This is a genomic window from Aeromicrobium sp. CTD01-1L150 (genome assembly GCF_041951745.1).
In the GTDB taxonomy this organism is placed as follows: Bacteria; Actinomycetota; Actinomycetes; order Propionibacteriales; family Nocardioidaceae; genus Aeromicrobium.
Window position 1 is genome coordinate 1490216 of record NZ_CP169555.1, and the last position, 20440, is coordinate 1510655.

Here is a 20440-nt window from a genome sequence, read left to right on the forward strand (position 1 = left end):
TCAGCTTCCAGGCCCGGTGGTGCGCGACTCGTGCCGTTGGCCCAAGGCGCGCAGCACACCAAGCCCGATTGTGTCGCGGTCCACCACCATCACCCGTTCGACGTCCTGCACGCCGGGAACCGTGGCCAGCGCGGCCCGCATCGTGGCCTCGTCGGGTGCCTCGAACAGCATGTAGTAGCGGCGCTCGTCGACGTTGCCGCAGCCTCCGAGCCAGACGACCGGTCCACTGGGCTCCTCCTCGAGTGAGTCAGCGACGATGTTGGCCAGTGGCTCGAGGTGCTCGGCGAAGACGTCGCCATCGGCCTCGAGCTGTTGACGAACCAGGAACTTCATCGTCGTCTCGCGAGCGGCTGGCCCGGCCCCTCGGTCAGGGCCGCCCGATGACCGGTCGGTGCTCGGGCCTGCCGCGCTCTCCTGCGTACACGTCGTGGATGACGAAGGAGCTCGGGTTGCCCAGGAACAGGGAGTGGTTGGTCACCAGCACCCGATCGTCGAGGAATGCCACGGAGGCCGGGTCGTCGAACGGGACGGGTTGGAGCAGGTTCTCCACGAGGTTGGCCGGGTTGCGGCCGATCTCCTCACCATCGGGCGAGACCACGACCACCGCCCGAGCCAGCGCCATGGCGATGTAGATGTTTCCGGACTCGGCGATCGCGAAGCCGTCGATGCCGTCGAGCGGACGGCTCTGCCAGAAGGTCCCGAGCTCGCCGGGACTGCCGTCGTCCTGAACGTCGATGGTGTGCAGTGTGCTGGTGTCGACCCGTGGCAGCTGGCCTTCGAGCAGTCCGTCCAGCGGTCCGGTCAGGGTGTTGGCGAAGATCAGGGTGTCGTCGTCCAGGAAGTGGATCCCGTTCGCGCCGAGGACGCTCTCGATCCGTGGATCGGTGAACCACACCTCGGCCTCGCCGCCTCCTCTCGGGACTCGCCAGATCAAGCTCTGAGCGACGTCGGTGACGTAGAGCGAGCCGTCCGGGCCAAAGGTGAGCCCGTCGGGGACGGCGCACTGGGTGACGAGGACGAGGGTCGGCAGGTCGACACAGAGGTCCTTCACCTGCTCGAACGTGGCGTAGTCCCACTGCTCCCCGGTCTCCGGGTCCAGGGCGATGACCCGCCGCGGGTAGCGGTCGAGGGCGTAGATGATCCCGTCGCCGTCCTGGGCGAGGCCGACGACGCCGGCGCCACGGCTGGGGTCCTGCCCCTCGATCTCGTACTCCTCGATCAGGTCGCCATCGGGGTTGTAGGCGAAGATCTTGGACGGGCCCTTGGGAGGCTCCAGGACGTGCTGCTGCGTCCCGACGTACACGGTGCCGTCGTCCGCGACGGTGATTCCTTCCGGGTGGCCGGGGTCGGGGACGTCGGCGAAGACGTCGATGTCCAACCACTCGCGTTCATCCTCGCCGGAGGCTGCGGCGGCGCTCGGCGCGACCAAGCCGACGGCTGCGGCCAGGAGTGCCGTCGCCGCGGCGGTGATGATCGGGTGCTTCCTGCGGTCAGTTGACTTCACCATGCCAGTTCCCCTCGAACAACCTGAAACAAATATTTACTTACTGGTTGGATATTATTATGAGCAGCGCCGTGCCGACCGTCAAGGGTTGCCGCTTCGCGGGCATCATGACGTGAGGCGCTGGGGCTCGTGGCGGCATGGTGCGGCGCAGGCGTCGCAGGGCCGCCGAGTCGATCTCTCGGTCTAGTGACGCCGGCCTGGGGCTTCGTTGACGGGGGCGCGGGCCCCGGGGCAGCTAGGGCCTCGGCGCTGACCTAGGCGTCCGGGACCTCGCGCGAGCGCAGCGTCGGGTACGGCGGTCGCCGCACGGCGTGGGCCCGTCGTGCGCGTTCACTGGGTCGCTCCTGGCGACGCGGTAGCGGCGATGAGGGTGTCCAGCTGCGCACGGGCCTGGTCGAGGGGTTCGGTCGAACGCGCGCATCGTGCTCGCATCAGTGCGCCCTCGACGGTGCTGAGGATGAAACCGGCGAGCGAGCGGGCGTCGGCCGCAGTCCTGCCGTCGCGTTCCAGGACGGCTGCCAGCTCGTCCGTCAGGGTCTCGAAGACCCGGGCCGCGGCCTCGTGGACCGGAGCCGAGGCGGGAGATGCTGTCGCGGCGGCAGCGATGGGACATCCCTTGTGGTAGTCGTCGGCGCGAACGCTCCGGATGACCTGGTCGATGACCGTACGCACCAGGGCCGCGGGGTCGGCGGTGTGGTCGGCGGCGTGCCGCAGCCTGCTGCTGATCCAGCTTCCGGCGGCGGTGGTGGACTCTGCGATGAGCTCGGCCTTGCCGTCCGGGAAGTTCTGGTAGATCGAGCGGCGAGCCGTGCTGCTGTGCTCGAGCAGCTCCGACACCCCGGTGGCGTCGACGCCATAGGTGCGTACCAGGTCGATGGCGCTGCTGATGAGCCGGTCGCGAGGGCTGTGCGGCACGGGTTCCGCCTCCTGCGGGGACTGGACGTCGATTGCGTGACCACATCGGTAGACCACTCAATCTACCGGCCTCGCAGGCCGAGGTGCTCCGTTGTGCGGAACCAGTGTCATCGGTCTCGGCGTCGGCCTCCAGGTGGCCGCCTTCTTGTCGCTCGTTCCAGGCGTATAGCCCATCCTGTTGCCCGGGGAGATTCGGCGCTTCTGCTTGCCTCTCAGTCGATGAGTAGCTGCGACGCGTCGAGGGCTTGCCGACGGTCGGTTCCGTGCGCGCGATGCCAGCTCGCTGCCCGTCATATCGCTCAACTGTGACCGTAACCGGGGGACCTGTGCCGCAGAGATCCAGTCGACCGGCAGGTCCGCGAGAAGATGGAGCGCGCCCCAGGCGGGGCCCTCACTCCAACCCGCTGGCTCACGGCTCCCGCCGCCGTCAAGTGGGACGGTCTCGATACGCCGCGCCCCAGCACCTCGCTGCGCTCCGTGCAGGGAGGCGCCCCAGCTGCGCCCGCGAGCCACTCGACCACCGTGCTGATCAGACGCCGTAGTAGTGACTGACTGATCCGCCCTGACCTGCGCAAAGGCGGCTTCCGCTGGCGCCGGGCCGTAGTGAGGCCTCCGTGGCAGACTTTTCAGCTCTCCACCAGTGCGGTCACCTTGGCCAGATCCTCGGCGTGCAGGTCACGCTCAACCTCGAGGTCGTAGTCGGTCTGGATGTTGATCCAGAAGCGGTCGTCGACCCCAAGGGCCTTGGACAGTCGCAGCGCGGTGTCGGTGGTGATGGTGCGCTTGCCGCGCACGATCTCGCTGATTCGGGTCTGGGGGAGTCCGGTGGCCTGGGCGAGGCGGTACTGCGTGATGCCCAGCGGCTCCAGGAACTCGGTCAGCAGGATCTCGCCGGGCGTGAAGGGATCATGCGCCGTCATCGGGGTAGACATACTTGCCTCCTCTCGTGCGGCTCAAGCGTACGCAGGGTGAGGCCGAGTGCTATCGCTCGATGACACCGAGGCGGTCGACTGCCCCGTGGTCGGTGACTCGACCAGCAAGGGGTCGTACGAGCTTTGTGTACCAAGAATCTAACAAGCCATCGCCGATCGACCAGAAACGCCCCCGAACGACCGAAGGGTCGTCAGGGGGCGTTTCCGCTGTCCAGAGGTGGTTTCGATACGCCGCTCGCTGCGCTCGCGAGCTACTCAACCACCGTGCTGATCAGATGTCGTAGTAGAGCTCGAACTCGTGCGGGTGCGGACGCAGCTGCACGGGGAGGATCTCCTCCTCGCGCTTGTAGTCGATCCACGTCTCGATCAGGTCGGGCGTGAAGACGTCGCCCGCCGTCAGGAACTCGTGGTCCGCCTCGAGGGAGTCCAGGACCGCGTTGAGGGAGGTCGGGACCATGTCGATCTCGTTGTACTCCTCCGGTGGCAGCTCGTAGATGTTCTTGTCGATCGGCGCCGGCGGCTCGATCTTGTTCTTGATACCATCCAGTCCGGCCAGCAGCAGGGCCGAGAACGCCAGGTACGGGTTGGCCGACGGATCGGGGCAGCGGAACTCGATGCGCTTGGCCTTGGGGTTGGAGCCGGTGATCGGGATGCGGACACAGGCCGAACGGTTGCGGGCCGAGTAGACCAGGGCGATCGGCGCCTCGAAGCCCGGCACCAGACGGTGGTAGCTGTTGACCGACGGGTTGGTGAAGGCCAGCAGCGACGGAGCGTGCTTCAGGATGCCGCCGATGTAGTAGCGCGCGGTGTCCGAGAGACTGCCGTAGCCGGCCTCGTCGTAGAACAGCGGCTTGCCGTCGTTCCAGATGGACTGGTGGACGTGCATGCCCGAACCGTTGTCACCGAAGATCGGCTTCGGCATGAAGGTCACGGTCTTGTCGGCGGCCCACGCCGTGTTGCGCACGATGTACTTGAACTTCATGACGTCGTCGGCGGCCTTGAGCAGCGTGTCGAACTTGTAGTTGATCTCGGCCTGACCGGCGGTGCCGACCTCGTGGTGGCCGCGCTCGATCTCCAGGCCCGCGTTCCCGAGGTTGGTCATGATGTCGTTGCGGAGGTCACCGAGCGTGTCGGTGGGCGCGACGGGGAAGTATCCGCCCTTGTAGCGCACCTTGTAGCCGCGGTTGTCGACGACCTCATCGCCCGTGGACCAGGCGGCCTCGACCGACTGCAGCTCGTAGAAGGACTTGTTGGCGCTGGTGCCGTAGTTGACCCGGTCGAAGATGTAGAACTCCGCCTCGGGGGCGAAGAACGCCGTGTCGCCGATACCGGTCGTGGCCAGGTAGGCCTCGGCCTTGCGGGCGATGTTGCGCGGGTCGCGCGAGTAGGCCTCGCCCGTGATCGGGTCATGGACGAAGAAGTCCAGGGCAATGGTCTTGCGTGCCTTGAACGGGTCGACGTAGGCGGTGCCGAAGTCCGGGAAGAGAACCATGTCGGACTGATCGATGCTCTGGAAGCCGCGGATGGAGGAACCATCGAAGGCGACACCGCTCTCGACCATGCTGGCGTCGAACGTCGATGCCGGCAGCGTCACCTGCTGCTGGATGCCAGGAAGGTCGGTGAAGCGCACGTCGAGATACTCGACACCTTCATCCTGGACAAACTTGAAGAACTCGTCGGCATTGCCGAACATGGGGCCTCCTCGACCACGGGGCGTGGTGATTCTCGAAATACGGCGGTACCGGTGCGTCGCTGCACCGTGTCGCTGACGCTAGGCAGCGGCAGTTTCCCGACCGTCACCGGTTTGTTTCCGGCATGTTACAAGTCGCCGACGACTCCACCACGACACTGGATAGGCTCGACGTCGTGCCCTCCGCCTCCTTCGGACGTCGACTCATCGCTCTGCTCATCGACTGGGCGGTCGCCCTCCTGACCGTTGCCCTGATCGCCGGATCGTCGTTCGCGGGGGAGGACCGCCCCAACCCGTTCCTCGACCTCGGAGTGTTCTACCTGCAGGTGTGGGTGCTCACCGGGTTGCTCGGCTTCACCATCGGCAAGCGGCTGCTGCGCATGAGGGTCGAGGGTCCCGACGGCCGCCCGATCGGGCTCCTGCGTGCTGCGCTGCGCACCGCCTTGCTGTGCCTGGTGGTCCCAGCGATCCTGCAGAACGAGGAAGGTCGGGGGTTCCACGACATCGCGGCCAACTCGCGCGTCGTGAGGACCTAGTACCTCCGCGGTCGTCGCGAGGCTGCTCCGTCCTTTGGAGCTAGCCGCGGAGCATCTTGCGGGCGCCCTTGGCACTGGTCGGCATGGGGCCGCGCGGCATGGGGGCGACCGGACGCATGGCGTCGAGGGCCTTGAGCTTGTTGATGACCGCCGTCTGCTCGCCCGGCTTGATCGCCTTGGGGAGCTTCTTGACGTGCTTGAGCACCTTGGGCAGCGGGACCTGGTCCTCGCCACGTCCCACCAGGATCGTGGTGATCGGCACTTCCTCACCGACGATGCGGGCGTGCTTCTTGCGCTCGGCGGCCAGCAGGTTCTTGGCACGGCCGGGATTGCCCTCACCGACCAGCACCACACCGGGACGACCGATGACGCGATGCACGACGTCCTGGTTCTTGGAGAACGCCACCGCCGTCTTCACGAACCAGCCGCGCTTCAGCATCTGCAACGATCCCGCGGCGGCACCGGCCTGCCCCTCGGCCTGGGCGTACATGGAGCGCTCGGCGCGACGACCGAAGACGATGAGCACCGCGAGCAGACCGGACAGCAGAGCCAGCAGGATCGTGCTGATCAGGCTCAGCCAATGCGTCCCGAAGATGAACAGACCACCGACGGCGATGGCTCCACCGACGACGAGGAACCACAGGAGCAGGATCAGCCCGATGTTCTTGTCGGTGCGCTTGGTGAGCCGGTACGCCTGGCGCATCTGGCGCAGGCGGCCCTTCTGCGGGGCTTCGGCGGCGTTGGACATGGTCACATTCTACGGGTCGTGGCTCAGACGCTGCGATGGCCGTACGCGTCAGTCGGTGCCGCTGCCCTCGCTGTGACGCAGGACGGTCTCGCCGGTGGACGCGCGGCGCTCGACGGCCTGCTGGTACAGGCGGCCGGCTCGGTAGGAGGAGCGCACCAGCGGCCCGGACATGACGCCGGCGAAGCCGATCTCGTCCGCCTCGTCCTTGAGCTCGACGAACTCCTCTGGCTTGACCCACCGCTCCACAGGGTGATGGCGGGGGGAGGGGCGTAGGTACTGGGTGATGGTGATCAGGTCGCAGCCGGCCTGGTGCAGGTCGCGCAGCGCCTGCGAGACCTCCTCGCGGGTCTCGCCCATGCCGAGGATCAGGTTGCTCTTGGTGACCAGGCCGTAGTCGCGAGCCTGGGTGATGACGTCCAGGGAACGCTCGTAGGTGAAGGCGGGACGGATGCGCTTGAAGATCCGCGGCACGGTCTCGACGTTGTGCGCCAGGACCTCGGGGCGCGAGGAGAAGACCTCTTCGAGCAGGTCGGGCTTGCCGTTGAAGTCCGGGATGAGGTTCTCCACGCCCGTGTCGGGGTTGAGCTCGTGGATCTTGCGGACCGTCTCGGCGTACAGCCAGGCCCCGCCGTCGGGGAGGTCGTCGCGGGCGACGCCGGTGATGGTGGAGTAGCGCAGCTGCATCTTCTGCACGCTCTCGGCCACCCGGCGTGGCTCGTCGCGGTCCAGCGGTGCGGGCTTGCCGGTATCGATCTGGCAGAAGTCGCACCGGCGGGTGCACTGCTCGCCGCCGATCAGGAAGGTGGCCTCGCGGTCCTCCCAGCACTCGAAGATGTTGGGACAGCCCGCTTCCTGACACACCGTGTGCAGGCCCTCGGACTTCACGAGCTGCATCAGCTCGTTGTACTCGGGCCCCATCTTGGCCCGCGTCTTGATCCACTCGGGCTTCTTCTCGATGGGCGTCTGTGAGTTGCGGACCTCGAGCCGCAACATCTTGCGTCCTTCAGGAGCGATGGTCACGGCATCCACTGTACGCGCCGGGCAAGGAGCTTCTCCCGGCCGTCGACGTCCCCAGGGACACGGTGGTCAGCGTGCCCTAGTGTCGGGGCCGTGTTGACGCTCGAGCGGTCCTGGACCCGGCCTCTGCCGTCGTCGCGCCAGGTCCGGGTGGACGTCTGGATCGCCGTGGTTGCCTCGCTGGTGAGCGTGGCGTCGGTGGAGGTGTACCGCAATGCGTCGGGCGCCTCGGTCGGCTGGCACGGCGTCGAGGCCCACCTCTGGTTCGCACTCGCCGGTCTGGTGCTGGCCGGTCGACGCCGGTACCCGCTCACGACGCTCGCGTTGGAGTCGATGATCTTCTTCGCCGTCGGCGAGCGGCTCACCGAGCTCGGTGTGGTCTTCACCATCCAGATGACCCTGTTCGCCGCGCTCTACGCCGCGTGGGCCTGGTCGCGGCGACCGCGGGGGCTGTTCGTGCTGACCGCCGTGGTGCTCGTGGCCATGTTCGGGTGGCTGCTGTATGAGCTGCGCGACCCCTCCGTCGCTCCGCTCGAGGCCGACGGTCTGCTCTCGGCGCACGCCGCCATCATCATCTACAGCGTGGCGGTCAACGTCGTCTACTTCTTCGGTGCGATCGCGTGGGGGCAAGCGGCCTGGCTCAGCGCACGCCGCAGTGCCCGCATCGTGGAGCAGATCGAGCGCGAGCGCGAGCAGAACGAAGCAGAGCGACGCCGTGCCGTGCAGTCCGAGCGAGTGCGCATCGCCCGCGACCTGCATGACGTGGTGGCTCACCACGTGAGCGGCATCGGGGTCCAGGCCGCCGGCGCCTCACGCCTGCTGGAGAGCCGGCCCGATGCGGCCGGCAAGGCCCTGGAGGTCATCGAGGGATCGTCACGGCAGGCCGTCAGCCAGATGCATCAGCTCGTCGGACTGCTGCGCGAGGTCGATGAGGAGCACCATGATGGGCGCGCCCCTCACCCGGGCATCGAGGCCATCGCTGCACTCGTGGAGACGGTCCAGGACGTCGAGGCGGAGTACCACGAGGTGGGGGAGCCCTTTTCTGTTCCGCCGACGATCGGGGTCTCGATGTACCGCATCACCCAGGAGGCCCTGACCAACGTGCAGCGGCACGCAGCGGCCCGGCGGGTCACCGTCACGGTCCGCCACGTGGCGCTCGTCGACGGTCCTGACGCGGTGGAGGTCGAGATCCTCGACGACGGACGGGGCGCGTCCGGGCGCGCCAGCTCCGACTCCGGCGGCTATGGTCTCATGGGCATCCGCGAGCGGGCCGCGATGCACGACGGCGAGACCGAGATCGGGTCCCGCCCGAACGGCGGGTTCCGGGTCCGCGTGAGGATCCCGGTGGGAGAGGAATCATGAGTGAGCGGACGACCGTCCTGCTGGTCGACGACCAGGAGCTGATCAGGGCCGGGTTCTCGATGATCCTCGACGTCGAGGAGGACGTCGAGGTCGTCGGTGAGGCCCCCGACGGGGCCGAGGCGGTGCGCCGGGTGGCCGAGCTTGCACCGGACGTCGTGTTGATGGACGTGCAGATGCCCGACATGGACGGCATCACGGCCACCGAGCGGGTCGTCGCCGAGCACCCGGGCACGCGTGTCCTCATCCTCACGACCTTCGACGACGACGAGTACCTCTTTGCCGCGCTGCAGGCCGGTGCCAGCGGGTTCCTGCTCAAGAACTGTCCACCGGACGATCTCGTCAACGCCATCCGGCTCGCCGCTCGGGGCCACTCGCTGCTGGCGCCGGAGGTGACCCACCGGGTCATTGCCCGGTCCACGACGCGGGCCCCGCGCGAACGGAACGATCGCGTGGACGGGCTGACCGAGCGGGAGCGTGACGTGCTGGTGGCGATGGCCAGGGGACAGAGCAACTCCGAGATCGCGGCGAGCCTGTTCGTCAGCAACGCGACCGTCAAGTCGCACGTCTCACGCGTCCTCACCAAGCTCCAGGCCCGAGATCGTGTTCAGGCGGTCATCGTGGCGCACCAGTCGGGTCTCATGGACTCATGATCCCTGGCTTCTCATCCTCATGGATGAGAAGAACCTCGATCCCGTGGCCGATGCCCGGGCCGGCGGTGCTCGCCTAGCGTGAGGGCATGATCGAGGTCAGTCATCTCAGCCGCTCCTACGGTGAGTCGGTCGTCGTCGACGACATCAGCTTCCAGGTCAGGCCGGGGCGCACCACGGGGTTCGTGGGAGCCAACGGCGCCGGCAAGACCACCACCATGCGCATGATCATGGGAGTGCTGGCCCCCAGTGCGGGAGAGGTCCTCTGGAACGGTGCCCCCGTGACGGCTCAGGTACGGCGCAGCTTCGGCTACATGCCGGAGGAGCGCGGGCTCTACCCGCGAGCGCCCATCGCCGAGCAGCTCGTGTACTTCGCCCGACTGCACGGGCTCTCCCGCGCCCAGGCCGGCGAGCGGACCGAGGAGCTGCTGGAGCACTTCTCCCTGAGCGATCGGGCTGACGACATCCTCGACGCCCTGTCGCTGGGCAACCAGCAGCGTGTGCAGATCGCAGCGTCCCTGGTGCACCGGCCCACGGCCCTCGTGCTCGACGAGCCGTTCAGCGGGCTCGACCCCGTGGCCGTCGACTCGATGGTCGCCCTTCTCGCCCGCGAGGCCGCCGGTCTCCCGCTGCTGTTCTCCAGCCACCAGCTCGACCTCGTCGAGCGGTTGTGCGACGACATCGTCATCCTGGCCTCGGGTCGTGTCGTGGCGGCCGGCCCCGTCGAGGAGCTGCGCGGTCAGGGAGCCGACCGGTACCGCGTCGAGCTGCTCGACCAGGACGCTGCCTGGCTTCGGGACGTCCGTGGTCTGCGGGTCCGTGACGTCGACGGCACGGTTGCGCTCGTGGACCTCGATGGGATCGACGCGGCCGAGCTGGCCCGTCTCGCGGTGGAGCGCGGACCGGTGCTGGAGGTCGCCAGGGCCCGTCCCCCGTTGTCCGAGGTCTTCAGGGAGGTGGCCCGATGAGCGCCGAGACCACAGCCGCATGGCGTCTCGTCGCCGAGAACGAGATCCGCACCAGGCTGCGCCAGAAGTCGTTCCTCATCACCACCGGGATCTCGGTCCTGCTGATCGTGGGCGGCATCCTCGCCGCGTCCTTCTTCACCGACCGGCCACAGGAGCGCACCGTGGCAGTGGTCGACGACGCCGCCGCGGCCGTCGTGCAGACGGCCGCGGAGATCGGCCGGGCCGACAACGACCGGCTCAGCATCGAGGTGCGAGAGCTGGCCGACGTCGCCGCCGTCGAGCGTGCCCTGGGCGACGGGGACGTCGACGCGGCACTGCTGTCCGCGGATGGAGGATATGAGGTCGTCGGGGACGAGAATGTGCCGACAGAGCTCTCCGGTCCGTTGCAGACCGCGGCCCGAACCACCGTGCTGCAGGACAACGCCCGGGTCCAGGGAGTGGATCTGGAAGACCTCGAACGAGGTTCCGAGACCCCGCAGCGACTGCTCAGCTCCACGGAGGGTGACGGTGTCGGGCAGGCCTCCGCCTTCGCCTTCATCATCCTGTTCTTCGTCGTCGCGATCGGCTCGGGGATGATGATCGCCGGCAGCGTGGCGCAGGAGAAGGAGAGCCGGGTGGTGGAGATCCTCGCCGCGACGGTGCCCGTTCGTCAGCTGCTGTGGGGCAAGATCCTGGGCAACACGGTGCTCGCCGTCGGCCAGGTCGTGCTGTTCGTCGCGGCGGGCGCCACCGGGCTGCTCGTCTCCGGCCTCGACGTGCCGATGGGTCGCCTCGGGCCGGCGCTCGGGTGGTACGTGGTCTTCTTCGTCCTGGGATTCACTGCGCTCGCGAGCCTGTGGGCGGTGGCCGGAGCCCTTGCCTCGCGGCAGCAGGACCTGCAGTCCACTACCGCACCTGCGCAGGCCTTGCTGTTCATCCCGTACTTCGCGTTCTTCTTCGGCAACGACCTCGTGCAGCAGGTGGTCTCGATGCTGCCCATCGTCTCCTCGATGGTCATGCCGGCGCGGATGGCGACGGAGGCCGTGCCGCTGTGGCAGACCGGGCTGGCGGTCGGCGGAACCGTGGTGGTCACAATCCTGCTGATCCGGCTCGGAGCACGCATCTATGAGCGCACCCTGCTGCGCACGGGGGACAAGATCTCCTACCGCGACGCCCTCACGATGTCCGACGACTGAGGGGCCTGGAGCGGCCGGCCTCAGAGTCCGAGCACGGGGACCCCGGCGGGGACGCCGGTCAGCGGTTGGCTCTGGTCCTCGGGAGAGGGCGTGTAGTCGTTCCAGGCCAGCATCTCCACGAGGTGGGGGCGCACGGCGTCGGCGGCCTCCTGCACACCCACGGGGCGGCCGAGCTCGGCGGTCAGTGACGTCACGCCGGCGTCGGCGATGCCGCACGGGACGAACCGGTCGTACCAGGAGAGGTCGACGTCCGCGTTGAGCGAGAAGCCGTGCATCGTCACTCCGCGGGAGACCCGGATGCCGACCGCCGCGATCTTGCGCTCGGGGCGGCCCTCACCGGCGGCGAGCCAGACGCCCGACCGGCCCTGGACACGACCCGAGGTCAGGCCGAGGTCGGACACGCCACGGATGATCGCCTCCTCGACACGGCGCACGTAGTCGACCACGAGCACGTGCGACGGGAGCTTGGTGATGGGGTAGCCGACCAGCTGCCCGGGGCCGTGGAAGGTGATCTTGCCGCCGCGGTCGACATCGACCACCGGTGTGCCGTCGAACGGGCGCTCGTGGGGTTCGGTGCGCTTGCCGGCGGTGTAGACGGGCGGATGCTCCAGGAACAGTGCGGTGTCACCGATGACGTCGGCCACGCGCTGGGCGTGCAGCTCTCGTTGCAGCTCCCAGGCGGCGGTGTACTCCAGTGCGTTGGTCCCGTAGCGATTCTCGATGATCTCCAGCGTGCTCACGATCCCAGCGTACGACGCCTGTGGACGGGCGCTGGCCCGCCTCGTGCCGGCGAGGCACAGTGCCGGCATGACCAACTGGCTGCTCAGCCTGGCAGCACTTCTCGGCACGTTGGTGGGCGGTGGGGACGAGGATCTGGAGTGCCTGCGCCTCGGTGCGCTCGATGCGGTCCGGGTGCTGGCCCTCACCACGGGAGAGCCTGGACGCCTGTCGGAGGTCTATGTCTCCGACGACGCGGTCGCGGCCGACCGCGCCCTGATGGCCGACTACTCCGAGCGTGGTCTTGCGCTGCGCGGTGGGGCGCTGGAGCGACTGGAATGCCGGTTGATCCAGCGCCGTGAGGACCGCGTGAGGCTCGAGGTGGTCGATCGTCTGGGGCCCACCTGGGTGATGGACACCGATGGGCGTCGCCGCGAGCTGCCGCGTGCCGCTGCGGAGCGTCGGGTGGTCACTCTCGTGGAGTCCGAGGGCCGATGGCGCATCCTCTCTGCGCGCTGACCGGCTGGAACCCGCGTCAGGTGAGGGCGGCCTGCAGGGTGCTGGCCAGGTCAGGGTGCTCGAAGGTGAAGCCGGCCTCCAGCAGGGCGCTGGGGACCATTCCCACCGAGCCGAGCAGGTCGTCGGCCAGGGCACCGAGGGCCGTGCGCAGGACGAGAGAGGGTGCGACGAAGAAGGTGGGGCGCGAGAGCGCCTTGCCGAGCCCATCGGTGAACTCGGCGTTGGTGACCGGACGGGGGAGTGCGAGGTTGAACGGTCCGCTGGCGTCGCTGCTCTCCAGCAGGAAGGTCACGGCTCGGGCCCAGTCGTGCAGGGCGAGTACGGACATGAGCTGGTCGCCACTGCCCAGACGGGCGCCCGCGCCCACCTTGAACAGCGGAAGCAGAGGTTTGAGCATGCCGCCGTCGGCGTGCAACGGCAACCCGGTGCGGAGCGTCGCCACGCGCCCGCCACTCTCGGCCGCAGGCTCGGCGGCGGACTCCCAGGCCTGGCACAGCTCGGCCAGGAAGCCCGACCCGGCGGGTGCGCCCTCGGTGAGCGGCTCCTGGCCGCGTTCGTTGCCGTAGTACCCCAGGGCCGACGCCGACACCAAGGTGGTCGCCGTCTCGGCGGCGCTGATGGCCGAGACGAGCGTCTTGGTGGAGTCGATGCGCGAGTCCCACAGCACCCGTTCGTAACGCCTGGTGCGCGGCCAGCGCGCGATCGTCGCTCCGGAGAGGTTGACCACGGCGTCGGCGCGGTCGATGAGGACCCGGTCGATGCGACCGCTCGCGGGGTCCCACTGCGAGGAGTCCGGTGCCGGCTCGCCCGAACGGATCAGCCGGGTGACCTGGTGGCCCACCTCGCGCAGGTGGGCCACCAGGGCGGTGCCGAGAAACCCTGAGGCCCCGGCGACGACGACGTGCATGCCGTGTGTCAGGAACCCAGCTCGGACTCGAAGGACCCGTTCTGCAGACGATCCTTCACGGCGGTGAGGAAGCGTCCGGCGTCCGCGCCGTCGATGATGCGGTGGTCGTACGTCAGCGCGAGGTAGGCCATGCTGCGCACGGCGATGCTGTCGCTGCCGTGCGCGTCGGTGATGACCACCGGACGCTTGACGACCGAGCCGACACCCAGGATCGCGACCTGCGGCTGGTTGATGATCGGCGTGTCGAACAAGGCGCCGTTGCTGCCGAGGTTGGTGATGCTGAACGTCGCGCCGGAGAGCTCGTCGGGTGAGATCTTGTTGGTCCGGGTCCGCTCCGCGGAGTCGGCGATCTTGCGCGCCAGCCCGGCGATCGACAGGTCACCGGCATCCTTGATCGTCGGGACGATCAGGCCCTTCTCGGTGTCCACGGCGATGCCGAGGTGCTCGCCCGCGGGGTAGGTGATGGTGCCCTCGTCGAGGTCGAGTGCGGCGTTCAGCGTCGGGTACGCCTTCAGCGCCTCGATCGCCGCCTTGGCGAAGAACGGCAGGAACGTCAGCTTGACGCCCTCGCGCTCCAGGAATGCGTCCTTGTGCTTGGCCCGCAGTCGGGCCACCTCGGTGACGTCCACCTCGTGGACCTGGGTCAGCTGGGCGGAGATCTGCAGCGACTCCACCAGACGCGAGGCGACGATCTTGCGCAGGCGGCTCAGCTTCTCGGTCTTGCCCCGCAGCGGCGAGGGCTCGGCCGGTGCAGCGGCCGCCGGAGCCGGGGTGGGAGCATCGGCGGCGGGCTGCTCGGGAGCCGGCGCCTTCTGCGCGGCGTCGATGACGTCCTGCTTGCGGATGCGCCCGCCGACACCACTGCCGGTGATCGTGGACAGGTCCACACCGTGCTGCTTGGCGAGCTTGCGGACGATCGGCGTGACGTAGGTGTCGCCACCGTTCTGCGTGCCGGCTCCGGAGGTGGCCGGCTGGGAGGGCTGCGGAGGAGGCGTCGTGGACTCCTGCGGTGCCGGGGGCTGCTCGCTGGAGGACGCGGCGTCTGGCTCGGCCTTCTCCTGCTCGACGGCGTCGTCGGAGGAGGCGGAGGGTGCCGCCTGCGGCTCCGCGCCCCCCGAGTCAGCACTGCCGATGATCGCCAGCTCGGCCCCGACCTCGACGGTCTCGTCCTCGTCGGCCTTGATCTCCAGCAGAGTGCCGGCGACGGGGGAGGGGATCTCGGTGTCGACCTTGTCGGTGGAGATCTCCAGGAGGGGCTCGTCGACCTCGACGGTGTCGCCGACGCTCTTGAGCCACTGGGTCACGGTGCCCTCGGTGACGCTCTCGCCGAGCTCGGGCAGCGTCACGGCGGTGCCTTCGGAGGTGGACTTCGTCTCCAGGTGGGGACTCGGCTCCTGCGACGGCGCATCGGTGCTCGCGGTGCCAGAGGAGGTGCCGTCGGGCTGCTCTGCGGGCGCCTCCTCGGGCGCGGCCGGAGCCTCCTCGGACTCGGTGGACGCCTCGTCGCTCTCCTGCGAGACCTGCGCCTGGTCGCCACCGGTGTCGCTGCCGGACTCATCAGCGCCGCCGATGACGGCCAGCACGGCCCCGACCTCGACGGTCTCGTCCTCGTCGGCCTTGATCTCCAGCAGGGTGCCGGCGACGGGGGAGGGGATCTCGGTGTCGACCTTGTCGGTGGAGATCTCCAGGAGGGGCTCGTCGACCTCGACGGTGTCGCCGACGCTCTTGAGCCACTGGGTCACGGTGCCCTCGGTGACGCTTTCACCGAGCTCGGGAAGGGTGACTTCGGTTGCCATGGTGCGCGGTCCTTCGTCTCAGGCGTGGGAGTGCAGGGGCTTGCCGGCCAGGGCGAGGGCAGCCTCGCCGAGCGACTCGTTCTGCGTGGGGTGGGCGTGGATGAACTGAGCGACGTCCTCGGGGAACGCCTCCCAGTTGACGATGAGGGACGCCTCGCCGATCTGCTCGCCGAACCGTGCCCCGACCATGTGGACGCCGACGATGGGGCCGTCCTTCTCGCGGACGAGCTTGACGATTCCGGCAGTGGCCAGGATCTGGCTCTTGCCGTTGCCACCGAGGTTGTACTCCAGTGTCTCGACCTCGCCGTACTTCTCCTTGGCCTGCGGCTCGGTGAGGCCCACGGAGGCGACCTCGGGCTCGCAGTACGTGACGCGCGGGATGCCGGAGTCGACCACGGGCATCGGGTTCAGGCCGGCGATCTCCTCGGCGACGAAGATGCCGTGGGCGAATCCGCGATGTGCCAGCTGCAGGCCGGGCACGAGGTCGCCGACGGCGAAGACTCCCTTGACGTTGGTGCGCAGACGTTCGTCGGTGGGCACCCAGCCGCGGTCGACCGTGACACCTGCCTCCTCGAAACCGAGTCCTTGTGAACGGGGACCGCGGCCGACGGCCACGAGCACAAGATCGGTCTCGATCTCGTCGCCGTTCTCCAGCGAGACCTTGACTCCGTCCTCGGTCTGCTCGACACCGGAGAACTTGGTGCCGGTCTTGAAGGCGATCTTGCGCTTGCGGAACGCTCGCTCCAGCTGCTTGGCGAGTGTGGGGTCCTCCAGGGGGACCAGGGTCGGCAGCGCCTCGATGATCGTGACCTCGGCGCCGAAGGAGCGCCAGACGGATGCGAACTCCACGCCGATGACGCTGCCGCCGATGATCACGACCTTCTCGGGGACCTCGCTCATCGTGAGCGCTTCCTCGCTGGTGATGACGCGGCCGCCGATCTCCAGGCCGGGCAGGGTCCGGGAGTACGAGCCGGTGGCCAGCACCAGGTTCTTGCCGGTGTAGCGGGTCCCGTCCACCTCGACGACCCCGCCTCCGTCGGCGGACGTCTCGGCAACGGTGCCCTCACCCTCGATGACGGTGATGCCACCGGACTTGATGAGACCCTGCACGCCCTTGTAGAGGCGGTTCACGATGCCGTCCTTGTAGGAGTTCACCGCGGCCATGTCGATGCCTTCGAAGGAGGCCTTGACCCCGAAGGTCTCGCTCTCGCGGGTCGAGTCGGCTACCTCCGCCGCGTGCAGCAGCGCCTTGGTGGGGATGCAGCCGGTGTGCAGGCAGGTGCCCCCCAGCTTGTCCTTCTCCACGAGCGCGACCGAGAAGCCGAGCTGAGCTGCGCGGAGGGCGCAGGCATAGCCCCCGCTCCCGGCGCCCAAGATGACGATGTCGAAGTTGTTGGTGTCCGCAGGGCTCGCCGCCACTGTCGCCTCCTTGTGGATGGTCTGTCGTCATCTTGTCACCCGCGTGGTGGTGTCCACCACTCGGGTGAGCGACTCGCGAGTAGGGTTGCCGGGACGCTCGTCCACCGTTCGTCGGGCACACTGTGGGCATGGCTCTGTTCGGCCGCCGAGGCGGTACCTCCAGCCGTCGCGCGAGGCGTGACGACCTGTCGGCGCTCAGTGACTGGGTGGCGTCACGACGTGGTGTGGAGGCCTTCGTGGAGCCCCGCACGAACGTCTCGGAACCGACCGTGGTGCTCGTCGCGTCCGACGGCGAGTCGATGCGTCGGCGGGTAGCCTCCGTGCAGGCTGCGGCGGAGTTCGCCCGCAAGGCAGGCATCCCCGTCTATGACGCCAACAGGGTGGGTTACCCGCAGCGAATGCGTGACCACGCGGTGCGGCAGAAGGCCGCTCAGCAGGGGCGCGCGTCGTCGACCTCGTCGAGCCCGGCGCAGCCGGTGCAGCGGCCCGCGTCGCCGGCCGAGAAAGAGGCGATCGCCACGCTGCAGGTCTCGGCCGGTGCCGATGCGGTGACCGGTCGTCCGAGTGATGAGGTGCTGCAGAAGTGGTGGAAGCAGGCCCGGGTCCGCTCCCACCCCGACCGGCGCGGTGGCGACCGCACCGAGTGGGACGAGGTGGAGCACGCCGCCGAGACCCTCGGCCTCACCACCGGCTGAGCCGGCCACCCCGGGAGTGCCGGGGCGGGAGCGCACGAGGTGCCCGATGGCGGCTCGTGGTCAGGACCAGCCCATCTCGTCGAGACCGCCGGGGACGTCGGTGCCGGGTTCGTACGGTGCCCGGGTGAACACGAACGATGCGAGGTCGAGCTGGCGTGGGGTGCCGTCGGCGCCGCGGTGCACCGTGAGGGTCTCGCCGCTGTAGTACCCCTCCAGGCCACGCCAGCCGTCATGCGTTCGCTCGAAGCGCGCTCCCCGCCCGATGCCCGGCTGCCCCAGCCGGAGCTGGTCGCCGCTGAGCGATGCGGTGAAGCGGACGGTGCCCCAGAACCAGTCACCCACCAGGTCCAGGTCGTCTCTGTGCCCGGCCTGTGCCGTCCACGGTGTGGAGGCGTGCGGCTCGCGGTCGGCGAGTGTCCGCAGGAGGTCACTCGCGACGGGGCCCAGGCCCGAGGTGGCGTTGGCCAGGACGACGACCCCGTCACCGGTCTCGACGTCGACCCACAGCTGCGCCAGGAACCCTGGCATCGACCCGCCGTGCCCGACGAAGCGTCGCCCGTCGGCTGTGCTGACCTGCCACCCCAGCGCGTGGGCCGTGGCCCAGGCGTTGGTGGGATCGTCCCAGAGCGCGACCGGACGCTGCGACTGAGCGAGCGTGGTGGCCGAGAGCACGTCCCCGGTGTGGCCGGCCGTGAAGGCGGCCCAGCGGGCGAGGTCGTCGGCGGTGGACCACAGCTGGCCCGCGGGCGCCATGGCGAGGGCGTCGTGCTCGGGCTCGGCGTGCAGGAGATCGGCGAAGGGATGTACCGCCAGGCCGGGAGCGCTCGGCGTCTCGGGACGGAAGGTGGTGCGGTGCATGCCGAGGGGTGCCAGGATCTCCTCGCGCAGCACCTCGGGCCAGGGACGTCCACGGAGCCGCGCGACGAGCTCGCCGAGCACGGCGAACCCGACGTTGGAGTAGTGGAACCGTGTGCCGGGCGTGAACACGAGCGTGGGGCGGCTCGCCAGCAGTGCCGGCCAGTCGTCGCCCGGCGTGCGCTCCCACCACGGGCCTGACGTCTCGGCCTGCAGGCCGGAGGTGTGGCTGAGCAGCTGAGCGATGCTCACCGGGAGGTCGAGCTCGCCCAGATGGCGCCCGATGGCGTCGCTCAGCTCGAGAGCTCCTTCGTCGCGCAGTCGCATGACCTGCACCGCGACGAAGGTCTTGGTGAGCGAGCCGATGCGGTACTGCGTGTCGGTGGTGGCCACCGGCGAGCCGGCGCGTCCCCGCGTGTGTCCGACAGCCGACGACCACACCAGCTGGCCGGAGCGCACGACGGCGGCCGCGACCGACGGCAGACGCTGGTCGGACTGCTCGGCGGCGAGGCGACGTTCCAGCGCTGCCGTGGTGTCGTCTCGCAGGGTCACGACGCGCTGAGGTCCTCTGCCAGCCGCACCAGGGTGCGCACGGCCGTGCCGGTGCCGCCGACGGACGTGTAGCCCCGGACCGACCCGTCGTTCCACGCCGGTCCGGCGATGTCCAGATGGGCCCAGGGCTTCTCGCCGACGAACTCGCGCAGGAACGCCGCGGCGTACGACGTACCGCCGTACGGCTTGGGGTTGTGCTGGCGGACGTCGGCGATCGTGGAGGACGTGACGGCCTGACCGATCTCCTCGGGGATCGGAAGTGCCCAGGTGGGCTCCCCGGCCGCTTCGGCCGAGGCGAGGACGGCATCGCGCAGGTCGTCGTCGTTGCCGAGCAGGCCGGTGGTCCGTTCCCCGAGCGCGATGACGCACGCGCCGGTGAGCGTCGCGACGTCGACGATGCGATCTGCCGGTGACTCCGCTGCCAGCGCCAGTCCGTCGCCGAGGACAAGGCGTCCCTCGGCGTCGGTGTTGTGGACCTCGACCGTCCGGCCGCCCCGCAGGGTGAGGACGTCGCCTGGGCGGGTGGCACTCCCGCTGGGCATGTTCTCGGCCAAGCAGGCCCAGGCGGTGACGGCGATCGGGAGTCCGAGCTCGGCGATGGCCGTGACGGCGGCCACGACGGCTGCCGCACCTGCCATGTCCATCTTCATGGTCTGCATGCCGCTGCCGGTCTTGATGGACAGGCCGCCGGAGTCGAAGGTGATGCCCTTGCCGACGAGCGCGAGGTGCGTGACGGGCTTGGACGGCGCGTAGGTCAGGCGCACGAGCCGGGGCGGGACGTCGGACCCGGCGCCCACGCCGATCAGACCGCCACAGCCCTCCTTGGCGAGGCGCTTCTCGTCCCAGACCGTGACGTCGAGGTCCTTGGTGGCGAGGGCGGCGATGGCATCGGCGAACGCCGGGGGACGCAGGTCGCCGGGGGCGGTGTTGACCCAGTCGCGCGCGGCGTTGACGGCCCGGGCGACGATGCCGGCACGCTCGACGGCCGCCGAGGTGGTGCTCTGGCGTGCGAACGGCGTCAGGACCTGCACCTTGTCGACCACGGTGTCGGGCTCGTCGTCCGAGTCGTTCTTGGAGGTCTTGTACGTGTCGAAGCGGTAGGCACCCAGCCCCACGCCCTCGGCGATCGCGGCCACCTCGTCAACCCCGGCAGGGTGCAGGGCCAGCGCCACCGACCGGGCACCGGCCTGCTGGGCGGCACGCAGGCCGACCGCCGCGGCGCGGCGCAGCTTCTCCGCGCTCGGCTCGGTGGGCAGGCCGAGTGCGACGACCGTCTTGACCTTGCCGAACCCACCGGCGGGAAAGGTGGCCACCTGGCCTTCCTTGCCGGTGAAACCGACAGCAGTGAGTGCGTCGGCGACGTCGGTGGCGTCGTCGTCGGTCCGGACCCCGAGCACGAGGACGTCGGCACGGGCGGTGGATGGCTTGGACGTGCTGGCGGTGACCACGGTCATGTCGTCACCCTAACGACGCCCTCCGACGGGCC

The 20440-nt window shown here is 69.1% G+C and carries 20 protein-coding genes; 7 read left to right on the forward strand and 13 right to left on the reverse strand.

Annotation, left to right across the window (positions count from 1 at the left end):
• From ACEVFP_RS07380 to glnA, 5 genes are all read right to left on the reverse strand, one after another.
• Positions 1–333 carry a hypothetical protein gene (locus tag ACEVFP_RS07380; RefSeq protein WP_375003012.1) on the reverse strand — a complete coding sequence of 111 codons (333 nt, stop codon included), beginning with the start codon at positions 331–333 and terminating at the stop codon, positions 1–3.
• Between the two features lie 34 nt (positions 334–367).
• Positions 368–1507: an SMP-30/gluconolactonase/LRE family protein gene (locus tag ACEVFP_RS07385; RefSeq protein ID WP_375003013.1), complete on the reverse strand. Its 1140-nt coding sequence runs from the start codon at positions 1505–1507 to the stop codon at positions 368–370.
• 327 nt (positions 1508–1834) lie between these two features.
• Positions 1835–2419, reverse strand: a complete 585-nt coding sequence (locus tag ACEVFP_RS07390) for a TetR/AcrR family transcriptional regulator (protein WP_375003015.1) — start codon at positions 2417–2419, stop codon at positions 1835–1837.
• A 626-nt stretch (positions 2420–3045) separates the two neighbouring features.
• On the reverse strand, positions 3046–3351 hold the full coding sequence (locus ACEVFP_RS07395) for a HigA family addiction module antitoxin (RefSeq protein ID WP_375003016.1): 306 nt from the start codon (positions 3349–3351) through the stop codon (positions 3046–3048).
• A 271-nt stretch (positions 3352–3622) separates the two neighbouring features.
• Complete coding sequence (gene glnA / locus ACEVFP_RS07400; protein WP_375003017.1) at positions 3623–5044, reverse strand: type I glutamate--ammonia ligase; 1422 nt, start codon at positions 5042–5044, stop codon at positions 3623–3625.
• Positions 5045–5166: 122 nt separating this feature from the next.
• Here glnA and ACEVFP_RS07405 point away from each other — a divergent pair, with 122 nt between their 5' ends.
• Complete coding sequence (locus ACEVFP_RS07405; protein WP_375003019.1) at positions 5167–5577, forward strand: RDD family protein; 411 nt, start codon at positions 5167–5169, stop codon at positions 5575–5577.
• A gap of 40 nt (positions 5578–5617) precedes the next feature.
• On the opposite strand, the gene ACEVFP_RS07410 is transcribed toward ACEVFP_RS07405, so the two are convergent.
• Both ACEVFP_RS07410 and lipA read right to left on the reverse strand, forming a co-directional pair.
• A complete protein-coding gene (locus ACEVFP_RS07410) occupies positions 5618–6325 on the reverse strand; it encodes a DUF4191 domain-containing protein (RefSeq protein WP_375003021.1) in 708 nt (235 codons plus the stop codon).
• A 48-nt stretch (positions 6326–6373) separates the two neighbouring features.
• On the reverse strand, positions 6374–7318 hold the full coding sequence (gene lipA / locus ACEVFP_RS07415; protein WP_375003785.1) for a lipoyl synthase: 945 nt from the start codon (positions 7316–7318) through the stop codon (positions 6374–6376).
• Positions 7319–7435: 117 nt separating this feature from the next.
• Here lipA and ACEVFP_RS07420 point away from each other — a divergent pair, with 117 nt between their 5' ends.
• The 4 genes from ACEVFP_RS07420 to ACEVFP_RS07435 all read left to right on the forward strand — a co-directional run bounded on the left by ACEVFP_RS07420 (position 7436) and on the right by ACEVFP_RS07435 (position 11494).
• On the forward strand, positions 7436–8704 hold the full coding sequence (locus ACEVFP_RS07420) for a sensor histidine kinase (protein WP_375003022.1): 1269 nt from the start codon (positions 7436–7438) through the stop codon (positions 8702–8704).
• Entirely contained in the window at positions 8701–9354 is a 654-nt protein-coding gene (locus ACEVFP_RS07425; RefSeq protein WP_375003024.1) for a response regulator, read from the forward strand. The genes ACEVFP_RS07420 and ACEVFP_RS07425 overlap by 4 nt, the downstream gene beginning before the upstream one ends.
• Positions 9355–9440: 86 nt before the next feature.
• Entirely contained in the window at positions 9441–10319 is an 879-nt protein-coding gene (locus tag ACEVFP_RS07430; protein ID WP_375003026.1) for an ABC transporter ATP-binding protein, read from the forward strand.
• Positions 10316–11494 carry an ABC transporter permease gene (locus tag ACEVFP_RS07435; RefSeq protein ID WP_375003027.1) on the forward strand — a complete coding sequence of 393 codons (1179 nt, stop codon included), beginning with the start codon at positions 10316–10318 and terminating at the stop codon, positions 11492–11494. The genes ACEVFP_RS07430 and ACEVFP_RS07435 overlap by 4 nt, the downstream gene beginning before the upstream one ends.
• A 20-nt stretch (positions 11495–11514) precedes the next feature.
• Here ACEVFP_RS07435 and lipB read toward each other — a convergent pair whose 3' ends face one another.
• Complete coding sequence (gene lipB / locus ACEVFP_RS07440) at positions 11515–12234, reverse strand: lipoyl(octanoyl) transferase LipB (RefSeq protein WP_375003028.1); 720 nt, start codon at positions 12232–12234, stop codon at positions 11515–11517.
• A 67-nt stretch (positions 12235–12301) separates the two neighbouring features.
• On the opposite strand from lipB, the gene ACEVFP_RS07445 reads away from it, so the two are divergent.
• A complete protein-coding gene (locus ACEVFP_RS07445; RefSeq protein ID WP_375003030.1) occupies positions 12302–12730 on the forward strand; it encodes a hypothetical protein in 429 nt (142 codons plus the stop codon).
• A gap of 16 nt (positions 12731–12746) precedes the next feature.
• On the opposite strand, the gene ACEVFP_RS07450 is transcribed toward ACEVFP_RS07445, so the two are convergent.
• From ACEVFP_RS07450 to lpdA, 3 genes are read right to left on the reverse strand one after another with little or no spacing between them, the layout of a single operon-like run.
• A complete protein-coding gene (locus ACEVFP_RS07450) occupies positions 12747–13637 on the reverse strand; it encodes a TIGR01777 family oxidoreductase (protein WP_375003032.1) in 891 nt (296 codons plus the stop codon).
• A gap of 8 nt (positions 13638–13645) precedes the next feature.
• Positions 13646–15433 (reverse strand): 2-oxoglutarate dehydrogenase, E2 component, dihydrolipoamide succinyltransferase, encoded by a 1788-nt coding sequence (sucB, locus tag ACEVFP_RS07455; protein WP_375003033.1) that lies wholly within the window; start codon positions 15431–15433, stop codon positions 13646–13648.
• 18 nt (positions 15434–15451) lie between these two features.
• Positions 15452–16852 carry a dihydrolipoyl dehydrogenase gene (gene lpdA / locus ACEVFP_RS07460; protein ID WP_375003034.1) on the reverse strand — a complete coding sequence of 467 codons (1401 nt, stop codon included), beginning with the start codon at positions 16850–16852 and terminating at the stop codon, positions 15452–15454.
• 128 nt (positions 16853–16980) lie between these two features.
• On the opposite strand from lpdA, the gene ACEVFP_RS07465 reads away from it, so the two are divergent.
• A complete protein-coding gene (locus ACEVFP_RS07465) occupies positions 16981–17547 on the forward strand; it encodes a hypothetical protein (protein WP_375003035.1) in 567 nt (188 codons plus the stop codon).
• Positions 17548–17607: 60 nt separating this feature from the next.
• Here ACEVFP_RS07465 and ACEVFP_RS07470 read toward each other — a convergent pair whose 3' ends face one another.
• Positions 17608–18954, reverse strand: a complete 1347-nt coding sequence (locus ACEVFP_RS07470) for a serine hydrolase domain-containing protein (protein WP_375003037.1) — start codon at positions 18952–18954, stop codon at positions 17608–17610.
• On the reverse strand, positions 18951–20408 hold the full coding sequence (locus ACEVFP_RS07475; RefSeq protein ID WP_375003038.1) for a leucyl aminopeptidase: 1458 nt from the start codon (positions 20406–20408) through the stop codon (positions 18951–18953). The genes ACEVFP_RS07470 and ACEVFP_RS07475 overlap by 4 nt, the downstream gene beginning before the upstream one ends.
• Positions 20409–20440 lie beyond the last annotated feature (32 nt).

Coding starts and splice junctions, on each gene's coding strand:
- ACEVFP_RS07450 (WP_375003032.1), bottom strand. CDS start 13,637: ATGCACGTCGTCGTCGCCGGGGCCTCAGGGTTTCTCGGCACCGCCCTG.
- lipA (WP_375003785.1), bottom strand. CDS start 7,318: ATGTTGCGGCTCGAGGTCCGCAACTCACAGACGCCCATCGAGAAGAAG.
- ACEVFP_RS07465 (WP_375003035.1), top strand. CDS start 16,981: ATGGCTCTGTTCGGCCGCCGAGGCGGTACCTCCAGCCGTCGCGCGAGG.
- ACEVFP_RS07475 (WP_375003038.1), bottom strand. CDS start 20,408: ATGACCGTGGTCACCGCCAGCACGTCCAAGCCATCCACCGCCCGTGCC.
- ACEVFP_RS07385 (WP_375003013.1), bottom strand. CDS start 1,507: ATGGTGAAGTCAACTGACCGCAGGAAGCACCCGATCATCACCGCCGCG.
- ACEVFP_RS07405 (WP_375003019.1), top strand. CDS start 5,167: ATGTTACAAGTCGCCGACGACTCCACCACGACACTGGATAGGCTCGAC.
- ACEVFP_RS07395 (WP_375003016.1), bottom strand. CDS start 3,351: ATGTCTACCCCGATGACGGCGCATGATCCCTTCACGCCCGGCGAGATC.
- ACEVFP_RS07425 (WP_375003024.1), top strand. CDS start 8,701: ATGAGTGAGCGGACGACCGTCCTGCTGGTCGACGACCAGGAGCTGATC.
- ACEVFP_RS07410 (WP_375003021.1), bottom strand. CDS start 6,325: ATGTCCAACGCCGCCGAAGCCCCGCAGAAGGGCCGCCTGCGCCAGATG.
- sucB (WP_375003033.1), bottom strand. CDS start 15,433: ATGGCAACCGAAGTCACCCTTCCCGAGCTCGGTGAAAGCGTCACCGAG.
- ACEVFP_RS07430 (WP_375003026.1), top strand. CDS start 9,441: ATGATCGAGGTCAGTCATCTCAGCCGCTCCTACGGTGAGTCGGTCGTC.
- ACEVFP_RS07380 (WP_375003012.1), bottom strand. CDS start 333: ATGAAGTTCCTGGTTCGTCAACAGCTCGAGGCCGATGGCGACGTCTTC.
- glnA (WP_375003017.1), bottom strand. CDS start 5,044: ATGTTCGGCAATGCCGACGAGTTCTTCAAGTTTGTCCAGGATGAAGGT.
- ACEVFP_RS07435 (WP_375003027.1), top strand. CDS start 10,316: ATGAGCGCCGAGACCACAGCCGCATGGCGTCTCGTCGCCGAGAACGAG.
- ACEVFP_RS07445 (WP_375003030.1), top strand. CDS start 12,302: ATGACCAACTGGCTGCTCAGCCTGGCAGCACTTCTCGGCACGTTGGTG.